The sequence below is a fragment of the Bernardetia sp. genome, assembly GCF_020630935.1.
GTDB lineage: Bacteria > Bacteroidota > Bacteroidia > Cytophagales > Bernardetiaceae > Bernardetia.
Genome location: NZ_JAHDIG010000001.1, coordinates 62795 through 89685 on the forward strand (window position 1 = coordinate 62795; position 26891 = coordinate 89685).

26 protein-coding genes are annotated in these 26891 nt (G+C 34.1%); 10 read left to right on the plus strand and 16 right to left on the minus strand.

The features are described from left to right. Positions 1-112 precede the first annotated feature (112 nt). The 4 genes from QZ659_RS00300 to mdh form a co-directional block, all read right to left on the minus strand. Entirely contained in the window at positions 113-1123 is a 1011-nt protein-coding gene (locus QZ659_RS00300; protein WP_291720113.1) for a hypothetical protein, read from the minus strand. Positions 1124-1128: 5 nt separating this feature from the next. Beyond that, complete coding sequence (locus QZ659_RS00305) at positions 1129-1551, minus strand: hypothetical protein (protein WP_291720116.1); 423 nt, start codon at positions 1549-1551, stop codon at positions 1129-1131. Beyond that, positions 1532-2155 (minus strand): cupin domain-containing protein, encoded by a 624-nt coding sequence (locus QZ659_RS00310; protein ID WP_291720119.1) that lies wholly within the window; start codon positions 2153-2155, stop codon positions 1532-1534. Before QZ659_RS00310 ends, QZ659_RS00305 begins: the two co-directional genes overlap by 20 nt. Before the next feature lie 135 nt (positions 2156-2290). Beyond that, complete coding sequence (mdh, locus tag QZ659_RS00315; RefSeq protein ID WP_291720122.1) at positions 2291-3232, minus strand: malate dehydrogenase; 942 nt, start codon at positions 3230-3232, stop codon at positions 2291-2293. 208 nt (positions 3233-3440) lie between these two features. On the opposite strand from mdh, the gene QZ659_RS00320 reads away from it, so the two are divergent. The 3 genes from QZ659_RS00320 to QZ659_RS00330 all read left to right on the plus strand — a co-directional run bounded on the left by QZ659_RS00320 (position 3441) and on the right by QZ659_RS00330 (position 6326). Continuing rightward, positions 3441-4325, plus strand: a complete 885-nt coding sequence (locus QZ659_RS00320) for a nucleoside hydrolase (RefSeq protein ID WP_291720125.1) — start codon at positions 3441-3443, stop codon at positions 4323-4325. 13 nt (positions 4326-4338) lie between these two features. Then, positions 4339-4869, plus strand: coding sequence for a GNAT family N-acetyltransferase (locus QZ659_RS00325; RefSeq protein WP_291720128.1), 531 nt, complete (start codon positions 4339-4341; stop codon positions 4867-4869). Positions 4870-5006: 137 nt separating this feature from the next. Then, the gene (locus QZ659_RS00330) at positions 5007-6326 is read left to right on the plus strand and encodes an amidohydrolase family protein (protein WP_291720131.1); all 1320 of its coding nucleotides are present in this window, start codon (positions 5007-5009) and stop codon (positions 6324-6326) included. A 57-nt stretch (positions 6327-6383) separates the two neighbouring features. Here QZ659_RS00330 and QZ659_RS00335 read toward each other — a convergent pair whose 3' ends face one another. Beyond that, on the minus strand, positions 6384-7175 hold the full coding sequence (locus tag QZ659_RS00335; RefSeq protein WP_291720133.1) for an O-methyltransferase: 792 nt from the start codon (positions 7173-7175) through the stop codon (positions 6384-6386). 357 nt (positions 7176-7532) lie between these two features. Continuing rightward, entirely contained in the window at positions 7533-7970 is a 438-nt protein-coding gene (locus QZ659_RS00340; protein WP_291720136.1) for an organic hydroperoxide resistance protein, read from the minus strand. A 550-nt stretch (positions 7971-8520) separates the two neighbouring features. On the opposite strand from QZ659_RS00340, the gene QZ659_RS00345 reads away from it, so the two are divergent. The 3 genes from QZ659_RS00345 to QZ659_RS00355 all read left to right on the plus strand — a co-directional run bounded on the left by QZ659_RS00345 (position 8521) and on the right by QZ659_RS00355 (position 13213). Beyond that, on the plus strand, positions 8521-9891 hold the full coding sequence (locus QZ659_RS00345) for a hypothetical protein (RefSeq protein WP_291720139.1): 1371 nt from the start codon (positions 8521-8523) through the stop codon (positions 9889-9891). A gap of 129 nt (positions 9892-10020) precedes the next feature. Further along, positions 10021-11661, plus strand: coding sequence for a hypothetical protein (locus QZ659_RS00350; RefSeq protein WP_291720141.1), 1641 nt, complete (start codon positions 10021-10023; stop codon positions 11659-11661). 325 nt (positions 11662-11986) lie between these two features. After that, entirely contained in the window at positions 11987-13213 is a 1227-nt protein-coding gene (locus QZ659_RS00355) for a tetratricopeptide repeat protein (protein WP_291720144.1), read from the plus strand. Positions 13214-13329: 116 nt separating this feature from the next. Here QZ659_RS00355 and QZ659_RS00360 read toward each other — a convergent pair whose 3' ends face one another. From QZ659_RS00360 to ribD, 3 genes are all read right to left on the minus strand, one after another. After that, complete coding sequence (locus tag QZ659_RS00360) at positions 13330-13851, minus strand: hypothetical protein (protein ID WP_291720147.1); 522 nt, start codon at positions 13849-13851, stop codon at positions 13330-13332. 148 nt (positions 13852-13999) lie between these two features. Continuing rightward, positions 14000-14536 carry a dCTP deaminase gene (gene dcd, locus QZ659_RS00365; RefSeq protein WP_291720150.1) on the minus strand — a complete coding sequence of 179 codons (537 nt, stop codon included), beginning with the start codon at positions 14534-14536 and terminating at the stop codon, positions 14000-14002. Positions 14537-14579: 43 nt separating this feature from the next. Next, on the minus strand, positions 14580-15680 hold the full coding sequence (gene ribD, locus QZ659_RS00370) for a bifunctional diaminohydroxyphosphoribosylaminopyrimidine deaminase/5-amino-6-(5-phosphoribosylamino)uracil reductase RibD (RefSeq protein ID WP_291720153.1): 1101 nt from the start codon (positions 15678-15680) through the stop codon (positions 14580-14582). A 128-nt stretch (positions 15681-15808) separates the two neighbouring features. On the opposite strand from ribD, the gene QZ659_RS00375 reads away from it, so the two are divergent. Continuing rightward, on the plus strand, positions 15809-16552 hold the full coding sequence (locus tag QZ659_RS00375; RefSeq protein ID WP_291720156.1) for an SDR family NAD(P)-dependent oxidoreductase: 744 nt from the start codon (positions 15809-15811) through the stop codon (positions 16550-16552). A gap of 71 nt (positions 16553-16623) precedes the next feature. After that, positions 16624-16800, plus strand: coding sequence for a hypothetical protein (locus QZ659_RS00380; protein WP_291720158.1), 177 nt, complete (start codon positions 16624-16626; stop codon positions 16798-16800). A gap of 4 nt (positions 16801-16804) precedes the next feature. Here the strand turns inward: QZ659_RS00380 and QZ659_RS00385 are convergent, their stop codons facing one another. The 4 genes from QZ659_RS00385 to QZ659_RS00400 all read right to left on the minus strand — a co-directional run bounded on the left by QZ659_RS00385 (position 16805) and on the right by QZ659_RS00400 (position 20827). After that, complete coding sequence (locus QZ659_RS00385) at positions 16805-17257, minus strand: hypothetical protein (protein WP_291720161.1); 453 nt, start codon at positions 17255-17257, stop codon at positions 16805-16807. A gap of 108 nt (positions 17258-17365) precedes the next feature. Then, positions 17366-19468 carry a VWA domain-containing protein gene (locus QZ659_RS00390; RefSeq protein ID WP_291720164.1) on the minus strand — a complete coding sequence of 701 codons (2103 nt, stop codon included), beginning with the start codon at positions 19466-19468 and terminating at the stop codon, positions 17366-17368. A gap of 203 nt (positions 19469-19671) precedes the next feature. After that, a complete protein-coding gene (locus tag QZ659_RS00395; protein WP_291720167.1) occupies positions 19672-20124 on the minus strand; it encodes a hypothetical protein in 453 nt (150 codons plus the stop codon). 79 nt (positions 20125-20203) lie between these two features. Then, positions 20204-20827 (minus strand): ParA family protein, encoded by a 624-nt coding sequence (locus tag QZ659_RS00400; protein ID WP_291720170.1) that lies wholly within the window; start codon positions 20825-20827, stop codon positions 20204-20206. 150 nt (positions 20828-20977) lie between these two features. Between QZ659_RS00400 and QZ659_RS00405 the strand changes: the two genes are divergently transcribed. Further along, positions 20978-22252, plus strand: coding sequence for a hypothetical protein (locus tag QZ659_RS00405; protein ID WP_291720173.1), 1275 nt, complete (start codon positions 20978-20980; stop codon positions 22250-22252). 55 nt (positions 22253-22307) lie between these two features. On the opposite strand, the gene QZ659_RS00410 is transcribed toward QZ659_RS00405, so the two are convergent. Both QZ659_RS00410 and hemA read right to left on the minus strand, forming a co-directional pair. Further along, positions 22308-22763 carry a hypothetical protein gene (locus QZ659_RS00410; protein ID WP_291720176.1) on the minus strand — a complete coding sequence of 152 codons (456 nt, stop codon included), beginning with the start codon at positions 22761-22763 and terminating at the stop codon, positions 22308-22310. A 286-nt stretch (positions 22764-23049) separates the two neighbouring features. Then, entirely contained in the window at positions 23050-24378 is a 1329-nt protein-coding gene (gene hemA / locus QZ659_RS00415; protein ID WP_291720179.1) for a glutamyl-tRNA reductase, read from the minus strand. 309 nt (positions 24379-24687) lie between these two features. On the opposite strand from hemA, the gene QZ659_RS00420 reads away from it, so the two are divergent. Further along, positions 24688-25860, plus strand: coding sequence for an RsiV family protein (locus tag QZ659_RS00420; protein WP_291720180.1), 1173 nt, complete (start codon positions 24688-24690; stop codon positions 25858-25860). Between the two features lie 133 nt (positions 25861-25993). On the opposite strand, the gene QZ659_RS00425 is transcribed toward QZ659_RS00420, so the two are convergent. Further along, positions 25994-26857 carry a TauD/TfdA dioxygenase family protein gene (locus QZ659_RS00425; RefSeq protein ID WP_291720181.1) on the minus strand — a complete coding sequence of 288 codons (864 nt, stop codon included), beginning with the start codon at positions 26855-26857 and terminating at the stop codon, positions 25994-25996. Positions 26858-26891: the final 34 nt, after the last annotated feature.

Here is a 26891-nt window from a genome sequence, read left to right on the forward strand (position 1 = left end):
GTTGGCGTCGCTACACTAAAAACACCAACGAACAGCACTTTTTTCACTGTTCTGTGGCTCACAGAATAGCAAATATCTATGGATGTCCAGTACTCTAATAAAATATATTTTTTCACTTAAAAATACTCAAAAAATAATTTTGCTTTTTCTCTACAATAGCATCTTTAAGAGAAGGTTCTTTTTCTTTATAGAGGTAATATTCTTCGTCTTCAAAAAAATCATTAATAAATGTTTTTCCGACTTGTTTGTAGGTGTTCCAAGCTCTATCAATTTTAAGATGATGATTAGAAATTGACCACGATTGAAATTCAGAATTACTAAAAAAATGAATCATATCTTTTCCTAACTCTATATTTTCTGATTTACTAATAAGTCTTAACGATACGTGTTGCCATTTTTGAGAAAAATTCATCCACCAAAGGTAATCGTAGAGAGTATGAATAGGAACTGGCGACTTTGAAATCTGTGGAGCAAGAAAATCTATCATTTTTTGAGTATATTTTTCTGTGCCTAATTTTCGCCCAATCATAAAGGGAAGTATCTCTGAATAAGGCTTAAAAGCATCTTCTGACAAAACATAATACTTTGCTTTATCACTACCAAAAAGCTGGTCGCCGTGTTCACCAGTAATGAAAATTTTTGTTTTATTTTCTAAAAGTGGATATAGTGGAGGCTCATAAAGTGTGTAGTTGATATTCTTTTGAATAATTTCTTTAAAAAAATTGGGAAACTCTTCGATAGATTCTTTTGATAATAAAACTTCAATACTTTCTAATTTACTCTCTTCTTGTGCGACCTTGATAAGAGCTACCAACGCCACCGTAGAATCAATTCCTCCAGACCACAATACACAAATTTTTTTGTCTGTTTCTTGAGCAATTTTTAATAGATGTTTTGCTCGTAAAATGGCTATTTCTTCAAAACGAAGTTCTGTTTTTTTAAGCTCTGAAAGAGGGTCTAACACTTCAAATTGCAACCTTCCAATGTCTAAAGTCTGTGTACGGTCTATGAGTGTACAGCCAAAAAAACGACACGCAGCCAAATACTCCTTTTTACATATTGTGTAGTAAAATGGATTTCTTAGCAGTTTTGAGAGAGGCAGGAAAGTAAGTGGTGCTTTCATATTCTTTACAAACGAGAAAAAGTAGCAGGGCTCATTTTTCTAATTTTCTCTTTATAGTCTTCTAGTAGTTTTTTCAAGTTTTCAGAATTATTTTCCACGATATTATTACCACTTTCTTTGGTGCTAATAGCTGCAAAACCTGTACTGATTCCTATTCCAGTTAGTATGATTTTATCAGAAAACTCTAGCTTTATGAGTGGAAATTTCTTGGAGGAAAACCAGCTTGTTGGTGTAGCATAAATTTCCCAAGTGTTGTCATTTCTTTTTTGTTTGAACTTTACTCTATATTCTTTATCCACCGTTTCAGAACCCGTTTCATAATGATAAGTATGCTTACGAATCAGAAGATTGTGTCCTGTTTTATTACACATCTGATTAAATGACTTTACAAACTCTTTAATAATATTTTTATATTCTGTATGTACCATTATACATAGGATGATTTTGTTCAGATTGAGGAATAGAAGAAAAAATGTGCAGAGGAACAACAACTAAAGGCTCTCCAAAAGGCGTTTCAAAATGATGAGGACACATGGGTTCTAATATACAAATTTTTCCTTTGTGTAGCTCTTCATTATGTGCGTTTCCATCTAAACCTACAATACTTTTTCCCCTTCCACTCAAAACAAGCACTACTCGTGCCGTAGAATGTATGTGATGCGCTTGTTCACTACTGTCTGCTGGCATATAAAGATATTGTAAAGTAGGGTCGCCTTGCCGAATAGGGGGAAAAAGTTGTTTGGTAGAACAGCCATTGATGTAGGGCAAAACGGTAACTCCCTCAAGAGAAATACTAGCTTCTGGAGGCATATAACCACGAATGAGTGTCGCACAATGCAATGAATTTACCTTACACTTTCCTTTTTTTAAGTGGGCAAAACTGAGATTATCGTCAAAATAATAAAGACAATCTCCTTCTTCTACTTCTATCTTGTGCTTTCCAATAAAAACTTTAAAAAAATAAAGCTGCTGGGAAGGGCTTTGATAAATTTGAGGAGAAGATGTATTGAAATAATAAACACCAGTAGGCATAATTGAATAAGAAATTTAAAATGAACAATGCCAAATAATCCTAAACGGCGACTTGATACCTCGTTTACGGTTATAACAAAAAAAGCTCATAAACTGATTTATGAGCTTTTTTTATTAAAAATCTAAAAGGACAAATTATGCGTTTACGTTCATATTATCAAACGTATCCATTACTTCTTTTACGTGCTGACGAGAAGTCTCTAAAAGAGCCTTTTCATCATCATTTAGGTCAAGTTCAATGATTTTTTCGACACCGTTTTTACCTAAAATAACAGGAACGCCCAAGTAACAATCTTTGATGCCGTACTCACCTTCTAATTTCACACAAACAGGGAATACTCTACGCTGATTCTTAACAATAGCCTCTACCATTTGAGCAGCAGCAGCACCTGGAGCATACCAAGCTGAAGTACCCATAAGTTTTACGAGTTCTCCACCACCTTTTTTAGTGCGCTCTACGATAGCATCTAGCTTATCTGCATCAATCATTTCAGTAACTGGAATACCAGCAACTGTTGTATAACGAGGAAGTGGAACCATTGTATCTCCGTGTCCACCCATCAAGATAGCTTGAATTTCTTTTGGAGAAACATCTAAAGCCTCTGCCAAAAATGCACGGTAACGAGCTGTATCTAATATACCAGCCATTCCCATCACTTGACGACGGTCTTTTTTAGATTCTAGGTGTGCTGCATACGTCATTACGTCCAAAGGATTTGAAACAATAATGATAATAGCATTTGGAGAGTGTTCAATTACTTTTGAAGTAACTTCGTTTACGATTTTTGCATTGGTTGCAATCAAATCATCACGAGTCATACCTGGTTTACGAGGCAAACCAGAAGTAATAACTACTACGTCTGAGTCTTTTGTACGAGCATAATCGCCTGTTACACCTACCGTACGAGTATCATAAACATTGATAGGAGCTTTTTGCCAAATATCTAAGGCTTTTCCTTCTGCGAAACCTTCCTTGATGTCTACCAAAACTACTTCTTGGCATATTTCACGAGTTGCCAATACGTCTGCACACGTTGCGCCTACATTTCCTGCGCCTACTACGGTTACTTTTGTCATTTCTTCAGTTAATTTTTTTATAAAAAATAATTTATTAGTTGTTAGAGTAAGACACCAACAACGGCAAAAAGAATGAATATACATTTGAATAAGAAGACAATAGATGGCTTCCTACTTATGTTTCAAAGTTACAAAACTTTATAGATTTTTTGGAACTTTATAAAAATAAAGAAGTGTTCGTTTTATTTAAAACTTCAAAAATATAAGAATGCTTCAAAAATTGCCTGTCGTTTTTGATATGGAAACCAACGACCCAGACGACTATATCACATTACTTTTTTTATTAGGACATCCAAGAATAGAACTAAAAGCCGTAACTATTACTCCTGGTTCGGTATATCAAGTAGGCTTGGTAGAACGCACTTTACAACTATTTGGCAAAGATATTCCAATAGGTGCGTATTATCTTGAACACCCTAAAAACTGTGTTTCGGAGTGGCATCAAAAAGTCTATGGAAAGATTGAACCCTCTGATAATGCAGAAAGAGGTTGTGAGATTCTACTTCAAAATTGTGATGAAGAAACGACGCTTATTACTGGTGCGCCATTGAAAAACCTTGGTCTAGCATTAGAATTTGAAGACTTTAAACTGGGAAGACTTGTAGCTCAAGGAGGTTTTGCTGGCGAAGGTGTCGTACCTCTTCCAGACCAACTCCCAAAATTTAGAGGAAAAAAAACTTGTCCTACTTTCAACCTCAATGGAGATATTCCTTCTGCTTTGAAAACCCTTGAAACTTCAAAAATAAAGGAGCGTTATTTTGTTTCTAAAAATGTTTGTCATGGTGTTATCTATGACAGACAAATGAATCAAATATTAGAAGAGATTTTAAATTCCTCTCATAACAAATCATTGTCTTTGAAGCTAATTCATAAAGGAATGAGCCACTATTTACAAAAGAAAAAAGATGGCAAAAAGCTACATGACCCACTAGCTGCTTGCTGTGCGATAGAAAAAAGCATAGGAAACTGGTCGGAGGTAGAGCTTTTTATGGAGAGAGGAGAGTGGGGCGCAAGACTACAACAAAATACAAATACTTATATTATTACGTCTTACGACCATCAACAATTTTTAAGGGTATTTTTTGAACATTAAAACAATCTATAAAGTGCATATCATAATCCAACAAGAAACAGAACAAGACCATACAACTGTTTTTAAACTCATTGAAGAAGCCTTCAAGAAAGAAAAGTATAGCGATAAAAAAGAACAATTTTTGGTAGAAAGACTGCGAAAATCAGAGGCATTTATTCCAGACCTTTCATTATTAGCTAAATATCAAGATGAAATTATTGGTTATATTTTGCTTACCAAAATCAAAATAAGAAATGAGGAACAAACGTTCGAATCTCTTGCATTAGCTCCTGTTTGTGTAGCACCAAAGTTTCAAGGAAAAAGAATTGGAGAGAAATTGATACAAAAAGCCCACAGTATAGCAAAAGAATTAGGTTATGAATCTGTTGTTTTATTAGGACATCAAGATTATTATCCAAGATTTGGCTATAAACCAGCACATACGTTTAGAATAAAGCTGCCCTTTGACGTACCTAAAGAGAATGTAATGGCTATTGAATTGAAAGAAAATGCTTTACAAAACGTAAGTGGAATAGTAGAATATCCAAAAGCATTTGGAATCTGAACCAAGAGTTCATTTTCGTTTTCACAAAAAATAACACTCTTTCAAGAAATAAATTCGGATATTGCAAAGGTTAGTTTACTCTATCATTTTTATTTTTCTACCGTCGTTGAGACAAGGATTTTCAAAAATACAGAATCATGCAATTCAAAAAAATATTTCCTTTTGTTTTTATATTCTTTACTTATTTCTCTCAAAAAAGTACTGCTCAAGCTCCTCTTCCTGCTGCAAAACAAAACCAGCCGATTGTTTTGAAAAATGCAACCCTTCATATTGGTGATGGAGAAACCATTATTCAGAATGGAGCAATACGTTTTGAAAATGGAAAGATAACAGCCATAGGCGATGTTTCTGAAGAAGGTGCAAAGGTAGTTGATGTAGCAGGCAAACATATTTACCCTTCACTCATTTTACCTAATACAACATTGGGGCTGAAAGAAATTGACGCTGTGCGTCCTTCGGTAGATATGGCAGAAGTGGGAGATATGAACCCCAATATCAGAGCAATTAGTGCCTACAATGCAGAATCTGATGTTACTACAACGGTTAGAACCAATGGTGTTCTGATTGCACAAGCAACTCCTCGTGGGCAAATGGTAGCAGGGCTTTCTTCTATAGTGCAGTTAGATGCTTGGAACTGGGAAGATGCTTCTATCAAAATGGATGAGGGTTTACATATTTATTTGCCAGAATATATGCAACAAGGAGGCTGGTGGGCTGCTCCTGCCGAGCCAAAGAAAGCCCAAGAAGATGAGCGAAATGCTAAAATAGACAAAATAAAATCTCTTTTGAGTGAGGCAAAGGCTTATAATCAAATTGAAAATCCAGCTACAAAAAACTTAAAATTAGCCTCTATAAAAGGACTTTTTGACGGAACAATGAACCTTTATTTGCATGCACAGTGGGCAAAAGACATCATTGAAGGCGTTTCGTTTGCCAAAGAAATGGGAGTTGAGAAAGTTGTAGTGGTGGGTGGTTATGATGCGTGGCAAGTAGCAGAGTTTTTAAAGAAAAACAAAGTTCCTGTAATTGTAGAGCGTACACTGGAACTCCCTAAACGTACAGATGATGATGTAGATGCACCTTTCAAATTACCTTATTTGTTACAGAAAGCTGGTGTAGAATATTGCCTCAACTATGCTGGAGATATGGAAACGATGGGAGCAAGAAATCTTCCTTTTTCGGCTGGAATGGCAGTAGCATTTGGTCTTACAAAAGAACAAGCCTTAGCAGCCATTACAAGTAAAGCAGCTTCTATTTTGGGGATTAATGAACGTGTCGGAACATTAGAAATAGGAAAAGATGCAACTATTGTAGTTTCGGAAGGCGATATTTTAGATATGATGACCAATAAAGTAACACATGCTTTTATTGAGGGCAGAGAAATTGACCTCAACAATAAGCAAAAAGTTCTCTATCAAAAATATAAAACTCGTATTGAGAATAAGAAAGGAGAATAAACAATCATTTGTTAGATATGGAAAAGGCAGTTTTTAATAACTGTCTTTTTTTATATCTCAAAATCTCAATTTAAAGTGTTGTTTGGCTTGTTCTTTTCTTAAAAAAACTAATCCTAACTGAAACAAATCTATTGAAACAGTTACTTTTGGATGCTCAATAATTTCTTTCCAAGCCTGCTCCATTTCTCTTGACCAATGAATATCATCTAAAACAATAACTGTTTCATTATGCGATTTTTCTAAAATCTGATGAAAGTAATTTATAGTGGGTTGATAACGGTGGTTGGCATCTAAAAACACAAAATCTAATACGCCAAGAGATGAAAGTGTTTGTGGAAGAGTTTTATCAATATTTCCTACAATAATTTCAATATGGTCTTGTTCCAACTCTTCAAAATTCTCATTGGCTTTTTCAGCTATCTGTGGGCAGCCTTCAAAGGTAATAATTTGAGACGTTGAATTATCAGAAGCAAGAGCAATAAAGAGAGTGGAAAGCCCTAACGAAGTTCCAAGTTCTAAAATAGCTTTAGGTTTAAAATATTCTACTAATCTAAAGAGAAGCTCTGCTTTTTTCTTACTAATAGCTGACCGATGAGCGATTTCTGAAACAGTACGGCTATTTTTTCCCTTGCTCTTAACCTTTGAACCTGCTCCATAATCTGTAATTTCTAGTTTTGTACGGTCAGAGGAAAGTTCTTGGCGTAGCTTTTCCAACTCTTCAAAAGCATAGTATTCTTCCGAACCTTGTATAATCAAGGTATATAATTGATAAACAAAAGGCGAATGAACATTATGCTGATTGCCAGCTTTTAAATAGAAATAAATATACTTGAGAATATATGAGAGCATATCTTATACCTTTCAGAAACGAACAGAGGGAAATTTAATAGATTAGGACTTTCGCAAAGTTGTTTTCTAACAAAATATTGTTTCGTTTCTTCATAGCGTTGGGTTTTCAAACCCAACGCTATGAAGAAAATACGATTTCAAACAAATAAAACTTGGCTGGTTTTTGCTTTTGCAAAAGTCATAATAGATAAGAAAAAACCCCAATAAGGTGAATTTACTGGAGTTCGCTTTTAATTAATACTGAACAATAAATTTAATAGCAATCTAAGAAAGGTTTCCCAAAAATCTATATAGAGATAAGCTAAAATTTATTTTTTAACTGTAATTACATAGTACGTTAATTTGCCTATACCCATGTTAGTTTACGTGAAGATTTACGGGAATATTTCCTCTAGTGGCTTTAGAATATGGACATACTTGGTGGGCTGCTTCAACGAGTTCTCTTACTTTTTCTATTTCCACATCTGAGATATGAACAAAAATATCTACAGATAGACTAAAACCTTCGCCTTCTTTGCCAATAGTGGCGTGTACAGTTACTTCTGGAGGCGAGGCTAACTTTATTTTTTTACTGGCTGCAACTGCTCCTATTGCTCCACCAAAACAAGCTGCGTAGCCTGCTGCAAATAATTGTTCTGGATTGGTGTGTTTGCCTGTTTCATCTCCTCCCATTCCTTTAGGCAAGCGCACGTCTAGGTCTATCACTCCATCAGAAGATTTTACGTGTCCACTTCTGCCACTCACTCCCATTACTTTGGCTGTATAGAGTGGCGTAAAATTTGTCTTTTTTTCCATAAATGTCAAATACTAAAATTGAAAATAATAGGTACAATGCTAAATTTCCAACAGAAGCCATATAAGTTGCTACTTTGTGAATGCAAATTGCATAAAAAATTAAACAAAAACAAGTCTAATTTTTATTTTAAATAGCATAAATTTCGTGCCTTACTGTTACTTTTGGCATTCATTTGGAATTAGATATATAGGGATAATTTATTAGAATAATATTTGGAGAAATTTACTATTTCAACACAAACAACAAGATGTAACAGAAAATTAATACAAAAAAAATGGCATTTATCTTGAAAAGACAAATTAAAATAGTCTATAAATTGTTTAATTAATCAAAAACATAGATATTTGTGATTTGTAAAATTTAGAGCTTTTTAATTTAAGTTGTTAAATTTTTCTAAAAAAAACAAATCCCCCTTTCAACATATACATACAAATACAAGTGATGTGGCTTTCCCTAACCAACACCACTTTTATACAAAAAATATCATTTATTTATTATGGGATAGTATTTATTCAAATAAATAAGACACTAAACCAAAAACATAAAATTATGAAGAAGATACAATTCAATTTCAAAACAGTTTTACTTTTACTTGCTCTATTTGTCTTTGTAGTGCCTACTTCTTTTGCACAAGATGGTAATGAGCCTAACTGGCCAAAAGGTAAAGATAAAGGCATTGCAAAAGAAAAATATGCTCTTTTGATAGACAATGTAAACAATGAACAGTATGAGCAAGCTATTGAGCCACTACAATGGATTTTGGAAAATGCTCCAAACTTACACGCCGATGTTTATGTAAAAGCTGTTAAGTTATACGAAGGATTAGCAAAAAAAGCTAAAGACGACGGACGTGATAGCGAAGTAAAGGTAAATCAAGATAAGATTGCTGATATGTACAAGCTACGTATCGAAAACGGATTAGCAAAAGATATGAACGATATTTATCGTCGTTTTGGTCGTGATGCATATTTCTACTGGAAAGACGATGAATCTAAAATAGATACACTGTATGCTCACTACAAAAAAACGTATGAGATGGACAAAGAAAACTTCCCTCGTGCACAAGTCATCTACTATGCTGATGCAACAGGAAAAATTTATGAGAAAGAAGGAATGACTTTAGAAGATATGACTTCTATCTATGAAGAATTGAAAGGTTATGTAGCCGAACGTATTGCTAAAGAAGAAACACAAGAAGAAAAAGATAAGTGGAAAGAATATGTACAAGACAAAATTGGAGAATTAGAGCTTGTTTATTTCCCTAAAGACTGTAACCGTATTTCAGAAATGTTTGCTGAAAAATTAAAAGCAAATCCTACAGACACACTTCTAATCAACAGAGTTGTAAAACTTATGGCTGATAATGGTTGTACGAAAGAGCCTTTATTCTTAGAAGCTATGCAGGCTTTCTACAAACTTACTCCTACAAATGCAATTGCAAATACAATCGGACAGCTTCACATGCAAAACGGAGACACAGATGAAGCATTGGTTTGGATTGAAAAATCATTGGTAGGCGCAGAGGCAGAAGAGAAAGCAAAAGCTGCAAATACAGTTCTTACACTTTCTAAAGTAGCTTATAAAGATGGAAAATATTCAAAAGCTCGTTCTTTGGCTTATAAAGCTGCTGAAATGGGCGATGCAGGTGTTGCTGCTGAGTCATATACGTTTATTGGCGATTTGTATATGAGTACGTATAAGCAATGTATGCAAGGAGATGACATCGTTCAGAAACGTGCTGTTTTCTTAGCTGCTTACGATATGTATGCAAAAGGTGGAAACGCTTCAAAAATGGCTTCTGCGAAAGCACAGTTTCCTACAAAAGAAGATGTATTCTCTAATGACAAATACAAGGTAGGAGACTCTATTTCAGTAGGCTGTTGGATAGGTGTAACTACAACTATCCGTACAAGAGACTAAAATATTTTTCTTAGCGAAAGACAAAACTCCTTATTTCTGCACAGAAATAAGGAGTTTTTTTTATGCCTATAAAATGGCTATCTTCATCAAAAATACGTTTTAAAGATTTTAAATTAACGCTGTGAAATAATGAAACTATCTGTTTACGTTTTAGCATTTATTTACTTGATAGCTATTTTAGGCTATTCTTATATCAGCTTTCCTGTTTTGAACTATGGATTTTCAGAACTTCCTGTTATTCTAATGTTTTTTAGCATTCCATTTTTTGGTGTTTATTTTGGTCAAACATCCATAAAATCTAAAGAAAAGCCTATTTTCAAAGTTATCATGGGAATTGGAGCAGTAGCAGGTTTTTATGCTATTGTTTGGGCAGGAATTGTTTCGTGGTCGCTTTTTAGAGCCGATGATTATAGAAACTTGATTGGAGATTTGAAAGTAGGAGAAAGTTTTGCCAGTGAAGTAGCACCAGTTTCTACTGAAAATATTCGTATTGTAGATGAACAAGTTGCACAACGTTTGGGCGATAAAGTGATGGGAGAAAAACCATCTTTGGGTAGCCAAACATATTTGGGAGAATTTCATATTCAGAAAGTAAATGACAAACTCTACTGGGTCGCTCCCTTATTACACTCTGGTTTTTTAAAATGGCTTACCAATAAAGAAGGAACTCCAGGGTATGTGATGGTTTCAGCCACCAACGAGCGTGATGTAAAACTGGTTCAAGAAGTAGGAGGAAAGCAAATCAACTTAAAATACCAAACAGCAGCTTTTGGCTTTGATAATCTGCACCGACATGTTTATTTCAATGGCTACATGACAAAAGGCTTAACAGATTTCACCTTTGAAATAGACGACGAAGGGAATCCGTTTTGGGTACTGACACAGTATGCAAAAAAAATTGGTTTCTTTGGACTTGATGCTACTGGTGTTGTTGTGGTAAATGCTCAAACTGGAGAAATTCAAAACTATTCTATCGAAGAAGCTCCCACTTGGATAGACCGTATTCAGCCAGAAGATTTCATAGAAACTCAACTAGACGATTGGGGAGAGTTCGTACACGGATATTTCAATTTTTCTAATAAAGACAAACTCACTACCACACCAGGAATGTCGCTAGTTTATGGAGAGGATAATCGTTCTTATTGGTACACAGGCTTAACTTCCGTAGGAGCAGATGAGGGAACAGTAGGTTTTGTTTTGGTGGACACACGCACCAAAGAAGCCAAGTGGTATCGCCAAACAGGAGCAACAGAAAGAGCGGCACAGCATTCGGCAGAAGGAAAAGTACAGGAAAAAGGGTATTATAGTTCGTTTCCAATCACTTATAATATTAATGGTGTTCCAACCTACGTAATCTCACTAAAAGATAAATCTGGACTAATCAAAATGATGGCATTGGTTTCTGTTCAAGATTATACGATTGTAGGAGCAGCAGACAACCTTCAAGAGGCACTGCGTGAGTATAAAAGCTCACTCAATAGTGTCGGTAATTCTATTCGTCCAACAAGTGAGAGCCAACTAAACGAAATAAAAGGGCGTGTTTTGCGTGTAGCAAAAGATGTAAACGGAGGTACAACATTTTATTATTTACTCTTAAAAAATAAACCAAACAAACTTTTTGTAGCTTCATCGTCTGTTTCCCAAGAACTTCCTATCACACAAGCAGGCGATTCAGTAACAGTATTTTATGATGAAGCTATGCAGTCTGTGGTAGATATTATGTCATTCGATAATTTGGAAATTGGATTGGAAAAAGATAAGACAAAATAGAACATCCAAAACCTCGCTGACAACTGTATTTTGCCCCTCAACAACGGTTCTTTTTATCTAAAACTTCCCCCAAACACAAAAACCCCTAAATATCTTGAAGATATTTAGGGGTTTTTCTTTAACCATAAAAAATCAGTCATAAGTAAAACACAAAGCCTTTAACTGATTACTGTAGTACTGGTTACTGATAACTGAATAAATTGGTACGATTTTGTTATTTAGAGTAGTTATAAATAACCGTTTTATCTTATCTAAACTCATTTTTTAGAGTTTAAGATAAAAACACTTTCAAAATTCCTATCTCACTAATCAATTTATGCAAGCTATGAAAAAGTTATTTTATCTTCTTATTCCTCTATTTTTCTTGTCTTATTTTTCTACTAGCAAAACTAAGGCACAAGACCTTCCTCACCCTGATAGCGTAGAGATGCTCATTACCAGTATGGCAATGCAAATTGAAGCCACACAAGGACTAAATGATATGTATAACTTCGATTTTAGAAGTGCAGAAAGTCAGTTTCAATGGATGAAAAGACGCTATCCAGAACATCCTCTGGGCTATTTTTTGATGGGACTAAGTAATTTTTGGAAAATGATGCCTAACGAAGACGTTACTACCTATGATGCTACGTTCAATAAATATATGGACAGTACGATTATGTACGCTGAAAAAATATTTGATAAAGCTGAAAAGAAGTCTCCCAAACAAATAGAAGCTGCTTTTTTCTTGTCGGCTGCTTATGCTTTTAAAGGACGTTTAGAATCCAATAGAAGAAACTGGACATCTGCTACCATAGCTGGAAAACGAGCTTTAAACTACTTAGAAGATGCTAGAGGATATGGCGACCTTAGCCCAGAACTTCTCTTCGGAGATGGATTATATAATTATTATGTAGAATGGATTCCAGAAAACTATGGCGAGTTAAAGCCTATCTTATGGTTTTTCAAAGATGGAGACAAAGCAAAAGGTATAAAACAGCTTGAAGAAGTAACAGCAGAAGGATTTTACACCAAAACAGAAGCTCAAAATTTCTTGGTTCGTATATACAATGAAGAGAGCAAAACAGACCCAATGTATAGAGAAAAAGCCTTGAACTTAGCTGCTTATTTGCATCAGAGCTATCCACAAAATGCTTATTTTCATCGCCAATATTTAAAACTTTTATACTTGACAGGTGATGGGACTAAAACCATTGAAGAATCTAAAAAGGCGTTAGACCTCATCGAAAAAGGAGCTTTTGGTTATGAGGCAACCATCGGACGTTATGCAGCCTTTTTCTTAGGCTCGCACCACTTTAGAGCGTTGAGAAAATATGATGAAGCAAAAAAATACTTGAAACAAGCCGTAGAATTTGGAGAAAGTGTAGATGCGCAAGAAGCAGGTTATTATCTCTACTCACTAGCTTATTTAGGTCAGATTGCACACATTGAAAAGGATTATATGGCTGCCAAAGGCTATTATGAAAAAATAAAAGACCACGCTGACCGAAAACATCCTACCAAAAAAGAAGCAAAAAAATATCTTAGAGAAAATAGAAAGCTATTCAAATAGAGATTATTCAAAACTTCATTTAAAATTAGATAGAAATAGCAAGTAAAAAAACCTATTGTTTTTTCAGTAAAAACAATAGGTTTTAAGTTTTTCAAGAAACCGTCGTTAAGGATTTTTTATTCCCCCATTTCTTCCATTTTGAACATGTATTCTTTGGGGTCTAGCTTAAATGTACCTTTGTTGAAATCAGCAATAAATTTGGCAATAACATCATCTGTTACTTCACTAACTTTCAAACAAACATCTAAACCAACACCATACTGTACAGATTCGTCAAAATCTATGTACTCACTTACTGTTACTTCTTGGTTTTCCTCAATTTCAGCTACTTTTTCATCAAAAAGCTCCATAGCTTCAGAGTCTTCGTCATCCATTTCGGCTTCCAAGTCAAAATCTGGGAAAGTATCTTCTACACGTTCTTCTGCAAGTGCAAAAACAGCCATTTCATACTCTACACGGAGTGCAAATAAACAGGCATCAAACACAACAGCGTTGCCTTGATACTCTCCAATAAAATAAAAACAAACTGATTCGGAAGTGCGTTCTACATCTTCATTAATGACAAAATCACGTCCTTCTTTGAGAGCTTTGTCTCTGATAGTTTTGATAGCTTTCGCTGAATATCCTTCGTTTTGCATAGTCTTTAGGTTAAATTACGAATGAAAAATTATGAGTAACGATTAAAATCCATTTTTTTAAAAATGATTCGAAATTTGTTTTCCAAACGGAAATCGTCTTAGGTTTGTTGTGAAAAATAAAATTTTATTTTCTTAGTTGGCTCAAATTTTAAAATTTATTTTTCCACATCATCGACTCTACTGGCTTTTCGCTTCTATCATTGTATTTGGCAGAACTCTTTTTATTGTAAGGACGCTCAATCTGCCCATCTACTTTGAAATAGATAAGTTGCCCAATCGGCATTCCTGCATAGACACGAACAGGCTGCGTAACCGAAATTTCTAATGTCCAAGCATTACAAAAACCTACATCGCCTTTTCCTGCTGTGGCATGAATATCAATTCCAAGTCTTCCCACACTAGATTTTCCTTCCAAAAATGGAACATGCGCTAGTGTTTCGGTGTATTCTTGTGTTACACCTAAATAAAGCGTGTTGGGTTGCAAAACAAAGCCTTCTTCTGGAATTTCGAAATTCTTAATTTTGTTGTGCGCTCTAGCGTCTAAAATTTCATCTTCATAAGTAGCCAAAAACTTACCCAAATGAACATCGTAAGAGTTTGTTCCTAGACATTCTCTATCGAAAGGCTCTACCAAGATAGTTCCCTTTTCTATTTCTGCTAATATTTCTTTATCTGATAAAATCATATTCTTAGTGATTAATTATTAATGATTAGTGATTAATTAAATTTCAAATACTTAAGGATTTATCATTAATAATTATTTCAAGTTGGTTGTCTTCTATCATTTCTGTTTTTATAGGTGAGATAGAAATTTTTGGAGCTTCAAAGCCTTCTTCAAAAAAGACATTTGGAGCTGTAAAACGACGAATTTCGTCATAAAAACCATTTTCTATCAAGGAATGTAAAATTTTACTTCCTCCCTCTATAAAAACAGAATGAATATTTTTTTTGTGTAAATCTTCAAAGAGAGATTGCCAAAAGTTAGTTTTTTCTAACTCAATTAAATCAGTCTGTAAAAATTTATTCACAAAAGTAGTCTTTTTTGGGTTATCAAACTTGTCCTTCTCCGAATAGATGTAAAAAAATGTCTGTACCGAATCATCAAAGACAGAAAAGCTAGAGTTAAGCTGCTCAAAGCCACTTCCTGCCAAAATAATGCGTGTCGGATTTTTACCTGTCCACTCTCTGACATTTAGTTGTGGGTTATCCTGCAAAACAGTATTTTTTCCTACCAAAATCCCATCTTCTTCACTACGCCATTTATGCACCAATTTCCTAGAAACGGCATTGCTAATCCATTTGGAAGTACCATCTTTTCTAGCAATAAACCCATCTTGGGTTTGCGCCCATTTCAAAATAATGTACGGACGTTTTTTGAGAAATGCTGTCAGAAAACGTCTGTTTTGGTACTTTGCTTGCTCTTCACACACTCCCACGACAACTTCAATTCCTGCATCTTGTAGTTTTTGTACTCCTCTGCCTGCATCATTTTGAGCTACTAACGGATTGGGGTCTAGTGTAGCCACAACGACTTTCTTTACGTTTTCTCTGATAAGCGCATCGGCACAGGGAGGTGTTTTTCCAAAATGGCTACACGGCTCTAACGTAACATACACAGTAGCTTCTTTGAGAAGATGTTTGTCTTCTTTTGTGATGCTTCTAAGAGCATTTACTTCTGCGTGTGCTTCTCCGTATTTTTGATGGTAGCCTTCTCCAATGATTCGGTCTTGTGCTACAATCACACAACCCACTAATGGATTCGGACTTACAGAACCTTTGCCTTTTTCAGCAAGCTGTAAGGCTCTTTGCATGTAGATTTGGTCTTTCATTTTTTTGTATTTGGTTTCTTTTACAAAACTAGATTTTTATCTACAAAACAAAAATCTATTGAAATGACTTTAATTTAGAAATATTCATTTACCTAATTCTCTCACTCTAAAGAGTGAGCTACATCATTATGCAAACACTTTATTTCATCACAGGCACAAGTAGTGGCATTGGTAATGCACTAACTCATCATGTTTTAGAAACTGAAACCTCAGTTTTAGTAGAAGGTATTTCTCGTACACAAACCATTCATCACGGAAACTATACTCATCATAACTTCGATTTATCGGATATTGAAAATGTAGTCGGCTTTTTTGGAAAACTAAATTTAGAAAAAAGAATCAAGAGTAAAATTGATAAAGTAGTTTTGATAAATAACGCTGGTACATTGGGAGAGATTGGTTACGTGGGAAAAATTCCCAGTAAGTCTATTATCCAAACGATGAACTTGAATACGATTACTCCTTTTGTTTTGATGAACGAATTTCTACATACATTTGATAAAGAAACTTTTGGAGATATAGAAAAAGTAATCATTAATATCTCTTCTGGGGCATCGAAGCGTCCGATTGATGGCTGGGCTTCTTACTGTGCTTCCAAAGCTGGACTAAATCTTTTTTCAGAGGTAGTAGAAGAAGAGGAAAAAATCTTAAATCAGAATACTAAAATTTTTAATGTTTCTGTGGGAGTGGTAGATACAAATATGCAGGGAGAAATTAGAAACTCAACACAGGAAAATTTTTCTAGTATAGAGCATTTCAAAAAATTGAAAGAAAACAATGAGCTTGCTTCGCCTCAATTTATAGCAGAGAAGATTTATTCTATCATTCAATCACCACAAAACTACGATGATATTTGGCAGAAGTTGCAGTAGTTTTTTATAAAACAAAAATATTCTACGCAACGTATTTTAATGAAATAATTCAACTCAAAAACAGATTTAAGATGAAAAAGCACCACAATAAAAAAGGAGATAATAAAGTAGAGAAAGATTCTACTCAAGAAAAAACACATCTCAAAGAAGCAGAAAAAAACCTTCAAGAGCTTTCAGAAGAAGAGCAAGAAGAGTTAAGAGCAGAAGCAAGAGAACGTTATAATCGTTTGTTGGGATGTGGGGGATGATTTTTTAATATAGATATTTCATCTCGGTAAATAATTTTTTATAGGTTTCTTTGTCAAATTCAAATGAGCCTATATTTTTATATGGTTCAAAATTAGGTTCTTCATATTCGTTTTCATAAGCAAAATCACTCCAAATTACAGAAGTATTTATTTCTTCAACCTTCACAGTAATGGCTCCACACATAATATCTAAACATTCTGCACAACCATAGAGCATTACTCTACCATTTTCTAGTTCTGAGCATTTTTCTAAAAGTAGCTCACTAATTTTCTCTATCTCATAATTTCCATGCTTGTGTGTAGAAAGCACTCCTATCATACCATCTTCTTTTGCTCCAAGTATTTTAGATAGAGGTTTTCTATCAATCATAAAATCAAAATAAAATTTCTGACTTTGCATTGCACCTTCTAATTCTTCAAGTGTAGTTTGTGTTTTATAAGATAAGGTATTTTTCATTGCAATTATATTTTATCAAAATCAGCCTATTTAGCAATACTTTTTTATTAATTATTGCCAAAGGCAAACCGTTTGCCCTCCACTTTTACTGATTACTGAAAACTGATTTTAATATCCCCCTTGAAATTTACGAACGCCCCATTCAAAACTTGCTAGTCCGATAATCAAGAGCATAATCCACCACAGATGAATAACATCTGAAAGCTGTTCGTTTCTAAAAACAGTTGGTGTAGGCACTTGATTTTCTAAAGAATCTTGCAAAACTTCAAGATTTGAAAGTGTATAGAAATTACCTTTGTTTTGGTTGGCTAGTCGTCTCATAACACCAAAATCTGCTGTGGCATTTAGGCTCTCTAGTTTTATTTCTTGAACAGTAAATTGTCCTACCGAAACTTCTGTTTTTCCATCAAGTTGAGTAGTTGCACGGAAAGAATATGCTCCCTCTGGAAGTGCAGAAGCCGAATATCTAAACGGAGAAGAATTATTAGTAAAGGTATAAGTACGTGTCTTGCCTTCCTCATCTTTAATTTCCAAACGAATATTTTGACTTAAAAGTGGCTCGTAAATCGAATTATAGACTTCTACATCAAAACTAACATTATCCGAAGTAGAAAATTGTGAAGCTGTAGGCGAAACTCTAAAACGTCTTTTATCTTCTTTGGTAGAAAGATATTGAATTATTTTACTCAAGAGAGCATCATAGCCTTCTTGATTTTTATTTTCTGCATATTCGCCCAATCGCCATTGCCACGTATTTTCAGCAAGCCAAACTCCTGCTTTTCTTCCATTGTTTTCGCTCATCACGACGAGAGGCTTTTTTGTTTGAATATTTCCAACACGTTGATAAAGCATAATCTCGGCTTGTGGAGAAATATCGTAATCTGCAAAAGGAACAGAAGCTGGAGGGTAATCTGCAAAACGGCTTCTCTGCTCATCTGTCAGATAAAACTTTGAAAAATTAGAGTTCCAAACTGGAATGACTTTGTCAGACTGGTTTCCCAAAGGACGAATTTTTACGCCTGTATTCAATGAATTGAACAAATTATAATCACTTTGCGCTCCAATAATAAAAAGTTCGGCAGAAGTACGTTTTCTAAGTCCTTCTAAAATAGGCATTGGTCTAACTATTTTATCTGGAAATTGATGATAAATAATTAGGTCATACTTATCTTCTAAGTCAGCAGGGCGTAGATAAGGTAAATAAACATCAAATTTATAATTTTCGTTTTTTTCTATGGCTGCACGAAACGCCTTTATGTCTGGATGAGGGGCAGCAGCTACCAAAAGGATTTTTTCTTTGCTATCAATAATATCAATATAGGCGTGAGAAGTATTGTTTTGTGTGGTAAACTCTCCTTCTTGTGGCACAACCGTAACCACATAGTGCTGAATTCCTTTTGAAGTTGCTTTTACCAAAAATTCTATGCTTTTAAGGTCATTTTGATTAGAAGAAAACTTCACTTTTTGAGTGGAAATATTTCTGCCATTTTGTGATAGAATGACTGTTACTTCTCTTGCTTCAAAACCTGTATGCGTAACTTCGGCTACTATCGGAAACTGATTTCCCAAATATGCCATCTTGTTATGAAACAGACTTTTAAGAACAATATCTTTTTTTGGAACAGTATCACCTACTCCAATAGTTTGAAGAGAAAAAGAATATGGAGAAATATCGGGTGCAAGCCCTTGATTGTAAGCACCATCTGAAAGCAAAACTACATTAGAAAGATTGCGATTTTCAAATTCGCTTTGTATGCTTTTTAGTAGTTCACTAATCGGAGAAGAAGAAAAATTAAAGTTGAGATTATCGATTGTATTGCTTGTATTTTCTCTTAGGCTATCATTTTTTAGTTCAGATAATGTTCTATATTCTATATCAAATCCTTTTTCTTCAAGATTTTGAGCTGTTGTTTGAATAGAATTTAAGACATTATTCAATTTTGTAGAATCTTCTTGTAAAGCAATAGAGCTAGAATTATCAATTGCAAAAACAACTGTCGGATTTTCATAGCGAGTAACAAACTGCTGTATCAAAATTCCGATAAGCAAAATAGCAAGTACCGAAACCCATAAAAAGCGAATCGCAGCCAGCACTTTTTGCCACGTTTTTCCCCACGGAGAACTTCTTTTATGATACAACAAAGCAGTATAGCCTGCTCCCAAGAGCAATGCTACAATTATCCAAGCACTAGAATATTCGGTTAGAAACATTGAGGCAATTACGAATTATTAATTAAAAATTACGAATTGGAAATAATCAACTAACTGGTAACTGATTACTGGTAACTGTTTACTGATAACTGATTCGAAAAATAAGTAATTCTATTTCCATTAAGAAACAAAATACAAAACCTTATGAATTTTTGAGGTTCATAAGGTTTTGTTGGAATGCGTGTATCTAAGTTATTCTGATATTAATCCCAAAATTTCTTCCAAATATTTTGAGAGGTTTCTAAAAACTTTTCTGTTGCACGAAGCTGTTCTGTACCACTTTCTGTAAGTTCAGACAAAATAGGAACTGAACGCAAAAACTCGCTTCTTTTTACAGTCTCGTCAATGGCTTTTGCCCATTGCATCATAGTAGAATCTTCATCTTTTGCTTCTGGAACTAAGTTACTAACGTGTTTTGAAGCAACATTTTCTTTTTTTGTCTTTACTTCAACTGTCGTATCTATTTTTTTTGGGTTTTCTTTTTCTTGCTCTTTTATCTTCTCTTTTTTTGCTGATATTTCTACCTCTACAATTTGATGTGGGTCTTGACTAACAAACTCTTCTTTTGTGTAAGTAGGTTCTTTTTTGGTTTCTGATGATTTTTCCTGTTCTTTCAAAAAAGCATCTAAATCTGCAAGTGTGCTATTTTTCGCCATAATAATTAAAAATAAGTGAAGGTTTGGATTGATTTATTTTTATAGATAAATGCTTGATTGTGTGTTAGTTACAGTGTGTTTATTTCAACAAAGATACGATATTTTCTGCAATTTCTTGATATTCTCCAGTAGAGTTTAATGTAGAAAATTCTGCCATTTTATTTTTATTGACAACAAAAGTAGGAATAATAGCTACTTCTAAATTAGAAAGTGCATTTTCTACTGTTTTGGGATTGGTTCGGTTATGGATTCGGTTGGGCAGAATAGCAATTTTGAGTTTTTTATTAATTTCTTTTGCAGGTTTTAAGTCTTGAATAGTTTGGTAGGCTACCAATAAATCATTTTGAGAAAGACTTGTCGGTACAACAACCAAATCTGATGCTAAACATAGCTTTCGGATAGCTTCATCAGTTGTTTTGCCAGCACTATCTACCAAAATGTAGTCATATTTTTTACTCTTTTTGAGTTTGTTAAGCTCATCGGTAATTACTTCATCTGTTGAGCCAAGAATAGGGAAAGGAGCATCTTTTTCAGTTTTCTTACCCTTGAAAAGCTCCATTTTGCGTAATGTTGTGAGTGTGTAATTGGTATCTGTTTCAATAACTACAACACGTTTTTTTTGGCTAGAAAGTGTTGTAGCAAGGTGCATAACGTTGGTTGTTTTGCCTGTTCCACCTTTTCGGCTAATAAAAGAAATTACCATGATAGAAATATAAGTTTTGGAAGAATGAATAAACAAAAATAAGAATTAGTTGATAAATCATTTGTTCTGAGATAATACTAAACAAAATATCCTCAAAAATAAGTATATTGTTTTTTAAAGATTGTTCTTTCTAGCTTTAAGAAAAAATATATGTCAGCAACTATTTCTTCCTACAAACTAATAGATAATTTAAGGATTGAGGAAACTGATTTTGAAGTTTCTAATAAAAAGTTTTTGGTCTTGTGTGGCAAGAAGCAATTTTACTGTGGTTTTTTGATAAAAGAAGTATTACAAGCAATAGACAACTATTCATCTGTAGAAAAGATTCACTTTCACATTACACAGTTTCCTGCTTACCAAAAACTTACTCCTCAAGATGTTGAAAAAATCATTGAGACAAAAATAAAACCTCTAGGAGTTTTGGATAGTGATGATGATATAAAACAAAAAATCAGTTACGATACAGACTCTATCAAGACTCAAAAAACATTGCTTAACGAAGAAAAAACCTATTTTCTAGCTTCTATTTTTAAGTATTTCTATAAAAGATGGGCTGTTGTGGTGTTGATATTGATGGGAGTTTTTGCTCACCTTTTTTATTTCTCTTCTCATTCTCTTATGGAAGAAAAATCCAAAGTTTGGATAGAAGCATCAGCAATAGAATATATTTTGATTTATTTTTTAGTCATTGTTATTTTCATTTTTCACGAAATCGGACACGCTTCGGCAGCTCTACATTTTGGTATCCGAACGCCTAGGGTGGGTTATGGATTTTATCTTGTCTATCCTGTTTTTTTTACAGAAATAAGTGAAGCGTGGAAGCTACAACCTAAAAAAAGGATGATTATAAACTTTGGTGGTATCTATTTTCAGTGGATTGCAGGAAGTATTTTTATTTTTTTAGACCATATAAGCCTGTTTTCTTTAAAAATTTGGTCAGGTATTGTGGTTATAAATTTTGTTCGATTGCTTTATTCCTTTGTTCCTTTTATGAAAGCTGATGGCTATTGGATTTTTAGTGATGGTTTTGGTCTGACAAATCTACGTAAAAAATCTAATCAGTTTTTGGCTGCCATTTTTAAATCATTTTCTTTTACAAAAGCAAAGGAAATTACAGAAACAAAGCGACAACACTACGCCCTCACTTTTTTCTCTTTTGGAACAATTCTTTTTTTTAGTTTTTGGTTTACCGTTTTAGGACTTCTAATTTTGAAACTTACACCAATGTTGCCAACTGTTGTTGTTTCTTTCTACGAAAAATTCCGAACATCAACAGATATTTCTCAATATTTGAAAGTGTCTTTACAATCTGTTTTGCTTTGCATCACACTCTTGGGAGTATCCATTTTTATTATCAGAATGGTCGGACTAATACGCTTTGCTGTTCATTTTCTACTTAAAAAAGACAATAAAAATCAGATATAAATAAAAAAGACAAGGCAAGCCTTGTCTCTACAAATTATTTACAATATAGTTTTGCTTATTCAAACTCATCAAAATCGTTATCTGCTCCCTGCTCTCTAGTACCTCTTTTCCCTTTTCGCTCCTTCATTTTAGCTTTTTTCTCTTCTTTTTTTGCTTGATAAGCTGCGTATTGGTCTGTTGTTAAGATTCCTTTTACAGTAGAATCAAATTCTGTGCTGATGGCTTTCATTTGAGTTCGCTTCTCCTCGCTTCTTTCTTGTCCTTTTAGTGCATCAGTTGCCGTAATTCGCTTCTCAAGAGCTGTCTTGACTTGTGCTGTTTGTGTATCGTTTAGATTAAACTCTGTTTTCCATTTTTGAGAACGTTTTTCAGCTTTCTCTGTTGGCGTTGCGTCGTTATTACGTTTACCTCCTCGCTGGGCAAATGTAGTTGTTGTTCCTACAAGGAAAAAGATGAATGATAGAACAGCAATTTTGCTTGCTAGGTTGAAAATACTTTTCTGAGATTTCATAAATATTGAAGTTTAGAGTAGTGAAATTTGTATATCCCGACTTTTATTAGGTCGTTTCGTAGGGTTAGATACCAACCCAACCCTAAGGTTTAATTCAACTAAAAAAAAATCAATATTTAATTTCGTTTTCGACGAAAAAAACCTATCTCTAAAAGAGATAGGTTTTTGTATGCACTTATGAAAAACTATTACCGTCCGTTATAACGAACAGAGTTTTTTAAAAATTGTTTAACGAACAACAAAAAAAAGACTTTTTTTTTGAGTAAAGATTAATCAAAACTAAACTTTAGACTTTTTCGTCTTGCTCTAAATTGAACAAATCATTCAACACATCGACCAAAGTTTCTGCTTCTCCACGCTTACAAGCTGCCTTGAGTTGAATAACGGGAAGTTTAATTATTTTCTGCATCATACCTTTCGTAATTGCCTCTACTTTCTTTTTCTCTTTATCGCTTAAGTTTTTCAAATGACGATTTATCTCCTCTTTACGAATTTGCTCTAATGCGCTTTTTAACTTATGAATCGTTGGAGAAACTACCATTTCTTTACTCCACTCTTCAAATCCTAGTATTGCTTCATCTATTATTGCCTGCACTTGTGGGATGGCTGCTTTTCTACGTTCAATAACTTCTGCTGTACGGTTCTGAATTTGGTCAATATTGTAAACAGAAACAAAAGGAATTTGCTCTACTTCTGGTTCAACACTTCTAGGAACAGATAAATCAATCAGATATTTAAAGCGAACATCTTGCTGTGCCTGCTCCACCAATTTTTTTGTTAGAATAGGTTCTTTTGCAGCTACCGAACAAATAATTACGTCTGCTTTTTTTACTTCTTCTTGAAGATTTTCTATTCTTGCCACTTCAAAACCTTGTTCGCTGGCAAACTCTTGTGCCTTTTCAAAAGTACGATTCATTACCGTAACGGAATGATAATCTTCTTTATCTAAATTTCGGACTACATCACCACCTATTTCACCTACTCCAACCACCAAAACTTTTGGCTGCAATACAGTTTGAGCAAGTTCTTCCGTCATTTCGGCTGCTGCATAAGAAACTGAAGCTGCGCCATCTCTAAAACTGGTTTCTTGTGCTACTCTTTTATTGGTAAAAAAAACAGTGTGCAACAAGCGATGTAAGAATGGACTAGCCAAATTCAAATCTGCACTATATTGATAGGCTTTCTTTACTTGATTACTAATTTGAATATCTCCAATAACTTGCGACTCTAACCCCATTGCCACAGAAAAAAGATGTTTTACTGCTTCCTTATGGTCTTCAATAGCTTTGAAATAAGGAAAATAACTCTCAGCATCTGAAAGCCCTTTTTGAGTAACGAGTAAAGCAATCAGTTTTTGAGCAAATGATTTTGAAGATGAAAAAGGGCATTCTTTAGGAATGTCCATATTTACAGATAGAGTATTATTTTCTGATGAAGTATAATAGATTTCGGTTCTGTTACAAGTAGAAAGTACGAAAAGCTCACTAAGTGCAAACATTTCAGAAGCTCTTTGTAGGAAGCTATTACACTCTGATTCCGACAAAGAAAGTTTTTCACGTATTTCTACTGGTGCAGTGGTATAATTTATGGTTAAAGCCTTGAAAATGAATTGCATAGCGTAAGTATAATTTTTATAATATGTGCAAAATTACTACGCAAAAAACTATTAGTAAAATCATTTGTTGGTTTTGCTACTTATTTAGAATTAGTATAAATAATTAAACAAATAAGTCTTTAAAAATAATTTCCTTTAGATATAAAACAATTACAATGTACTGAAAAACAGTAGCGTTATTAGTTTATAACATTCCAAAACCGTTTTTGGTCAGTAGATTGTTAATTTTTCTATATTTGTACATAGAAATCCAATACTTATTTTATCCAAATTATTACTAATTATCATTTTATACTTAAAAACCACTTCATGATGCAGTTAAACAAAACTACTTATCTTTTACTCATTGCCTTATTATGTGCTTTTCCTCTTGTAAGTTTTGGGCAGAGCAATTCTCAAAATGTAAAGAAAGAGGAAAAAACACCTGTAAAGATTGCCAAGTATTTTTATAAAAAACTAGATGGCAACCTTGGAGAACAGCGCATAGAATTTGACTTGATGCGCTTTGGCTCTACCTTAGAAGGACACTTCTATTTTTTAGATAAAGAAGAAAAAGGAACTATTAGAGGAACAATTTCTGAAACAGGGCGTATCTCATTAGAAGAAATTGAAGGAATTACGGAAGAGGGCGAAGCCAATATTGTTGGCTTTTTTGATGGAAAGTTTATGTCTCCAACAGAAATTGCTGGAACTTGGCATTCCTTCGACGGCGAAGAATACAATACCTTTACTGTAAAAGAAAATTATCCAGAAAAATCATCTAGCTTTTGGGTAGTTCATGAGGGCAGAAGTTATAGTGGCACAGCTACTGTAGATTTGGTTTATGTGGTAATGGGAGAAGAAAAACATAAAGCTACAGCAGAAAAGATTAACGAATATATCAATAGCCATATTTTGAATTACGAACATCCAAAGAGTGATAAAAAGCAGTTTGGCGACCACAGCGAATTTTTAGATGACTTTGTAAGCCGTTACAAAAAAGCAAGCGAACAAGCACAAAAAGACGGAATGCCTTTACCAATGTGGGACAATCATCATCAAATTATTTTAGATTATAACAACCACAATATCATAGTTTTAGAATTTGTAGAAAGCGTTTTTGAAGGAGGTGCACATGCCAGTGAGAGAATAAATTTTGTAAACTTTGATTTGGGCACAGGTGAAATTGTTAAGTTAGAAGAACTTTTTGAAAAAGATTTTATGCCTAAACTCACAAAAGTCGCAGAAGAGATTTTTCGTAGCAATTATGGCTTCAAAGACATCAAAGATTTTTCTAAAGAAGGTATCAATTTTAAAGGCAATACATTTACATTAAATAAAAACTATGCGCTTAGCAAGGGAGGGATTACATTCCGTTTCAATGAAGAAGAAATTGCAGCACACTCTATGGGAGCTTTTGAAATTTTTATTCCTTATTCAAAAGTCAAAGACTTAATTAAAAAAGATAGTCCATTACAAGAAATTGTAGAAAGTCATTATTAGAAACTAATTTAGATTTTTTAGTTGCAGATTTATAGAACTAAGTACAAAAAATAAAAGGTAGATTTTAAGAATTTTATATTCTGAAATCTACCTTTCTAAATTTTTGCTAAAGGCAAGCCTTTTGACCTACTTCTTATTTAGCATACGCCTGTGTGCGATACATCAGCCTTGGGTAGTTTCCATAACCTCCCAAACTACGGTGCATTGTAGAAGTGTTGTCCCACATCAAAAGGTCGTTCGGACTCCACTTGTGAGCATACACATACTGTCCTTGTTCCACTTCTGCCATTAATTCTTTCAAAAGTTTTTGTCCTTCTTCTCTACTCATTCCTTCTATGTCAGAAGCCGTACAGCCAAAATAAACTCCTGTTTTCTTTGTTTCTGGATGCAGATAAGCAATATTGTGATACGCATCTGGTGGAAGTTCAGATTCTTTTGCGCCTTCAAAATCTGGAATATTTTTCGGAGACACCCACACACGAAGGTCTTTTATCTTGTCTTTTAGCTCTTGGCTAAGTCCGTCGTAAGCAAGTCGTATATCAGCAAAACCTGTTTCTCCTCCCTGTGGTGGCACTTTTTCAGCATACAAACAGCTAAAGACATAATTTTTTGGAGCTTGCCAAAAATCGCCATCGCTGTGCCAATATTCTGCCCCTGAATAGTTTTGTAAAAGCTCTCCATTAGGTAAAATATTCGAAATACGTGTAACTTCTGGATATTCTTTGTGGAAGTTATTAAAACGAAGTCCGTCTGGAAGCTCTACAGGCTCACCAAAACGTTTTGTCCAAGCGACTAGCTCATCTAAAGTGAGATGTTGGTCTTTGATGAGAATAACTCCATTTTCTGGAACAGCCTTTCTAATTTCATTAAACTCTTCATCACTAAGATTCTTTACATCTATGCCTTCAAAAACTTTGCAGGGAAGCGTATAATTAGGAAAAGCCTCCGAACCCTTTACAGTCGGTCTTTCTTTATTGGATTTTAAATTTGTTTCCATTCTAGATTTAATTTGATTTGAAAATAGTATAGCA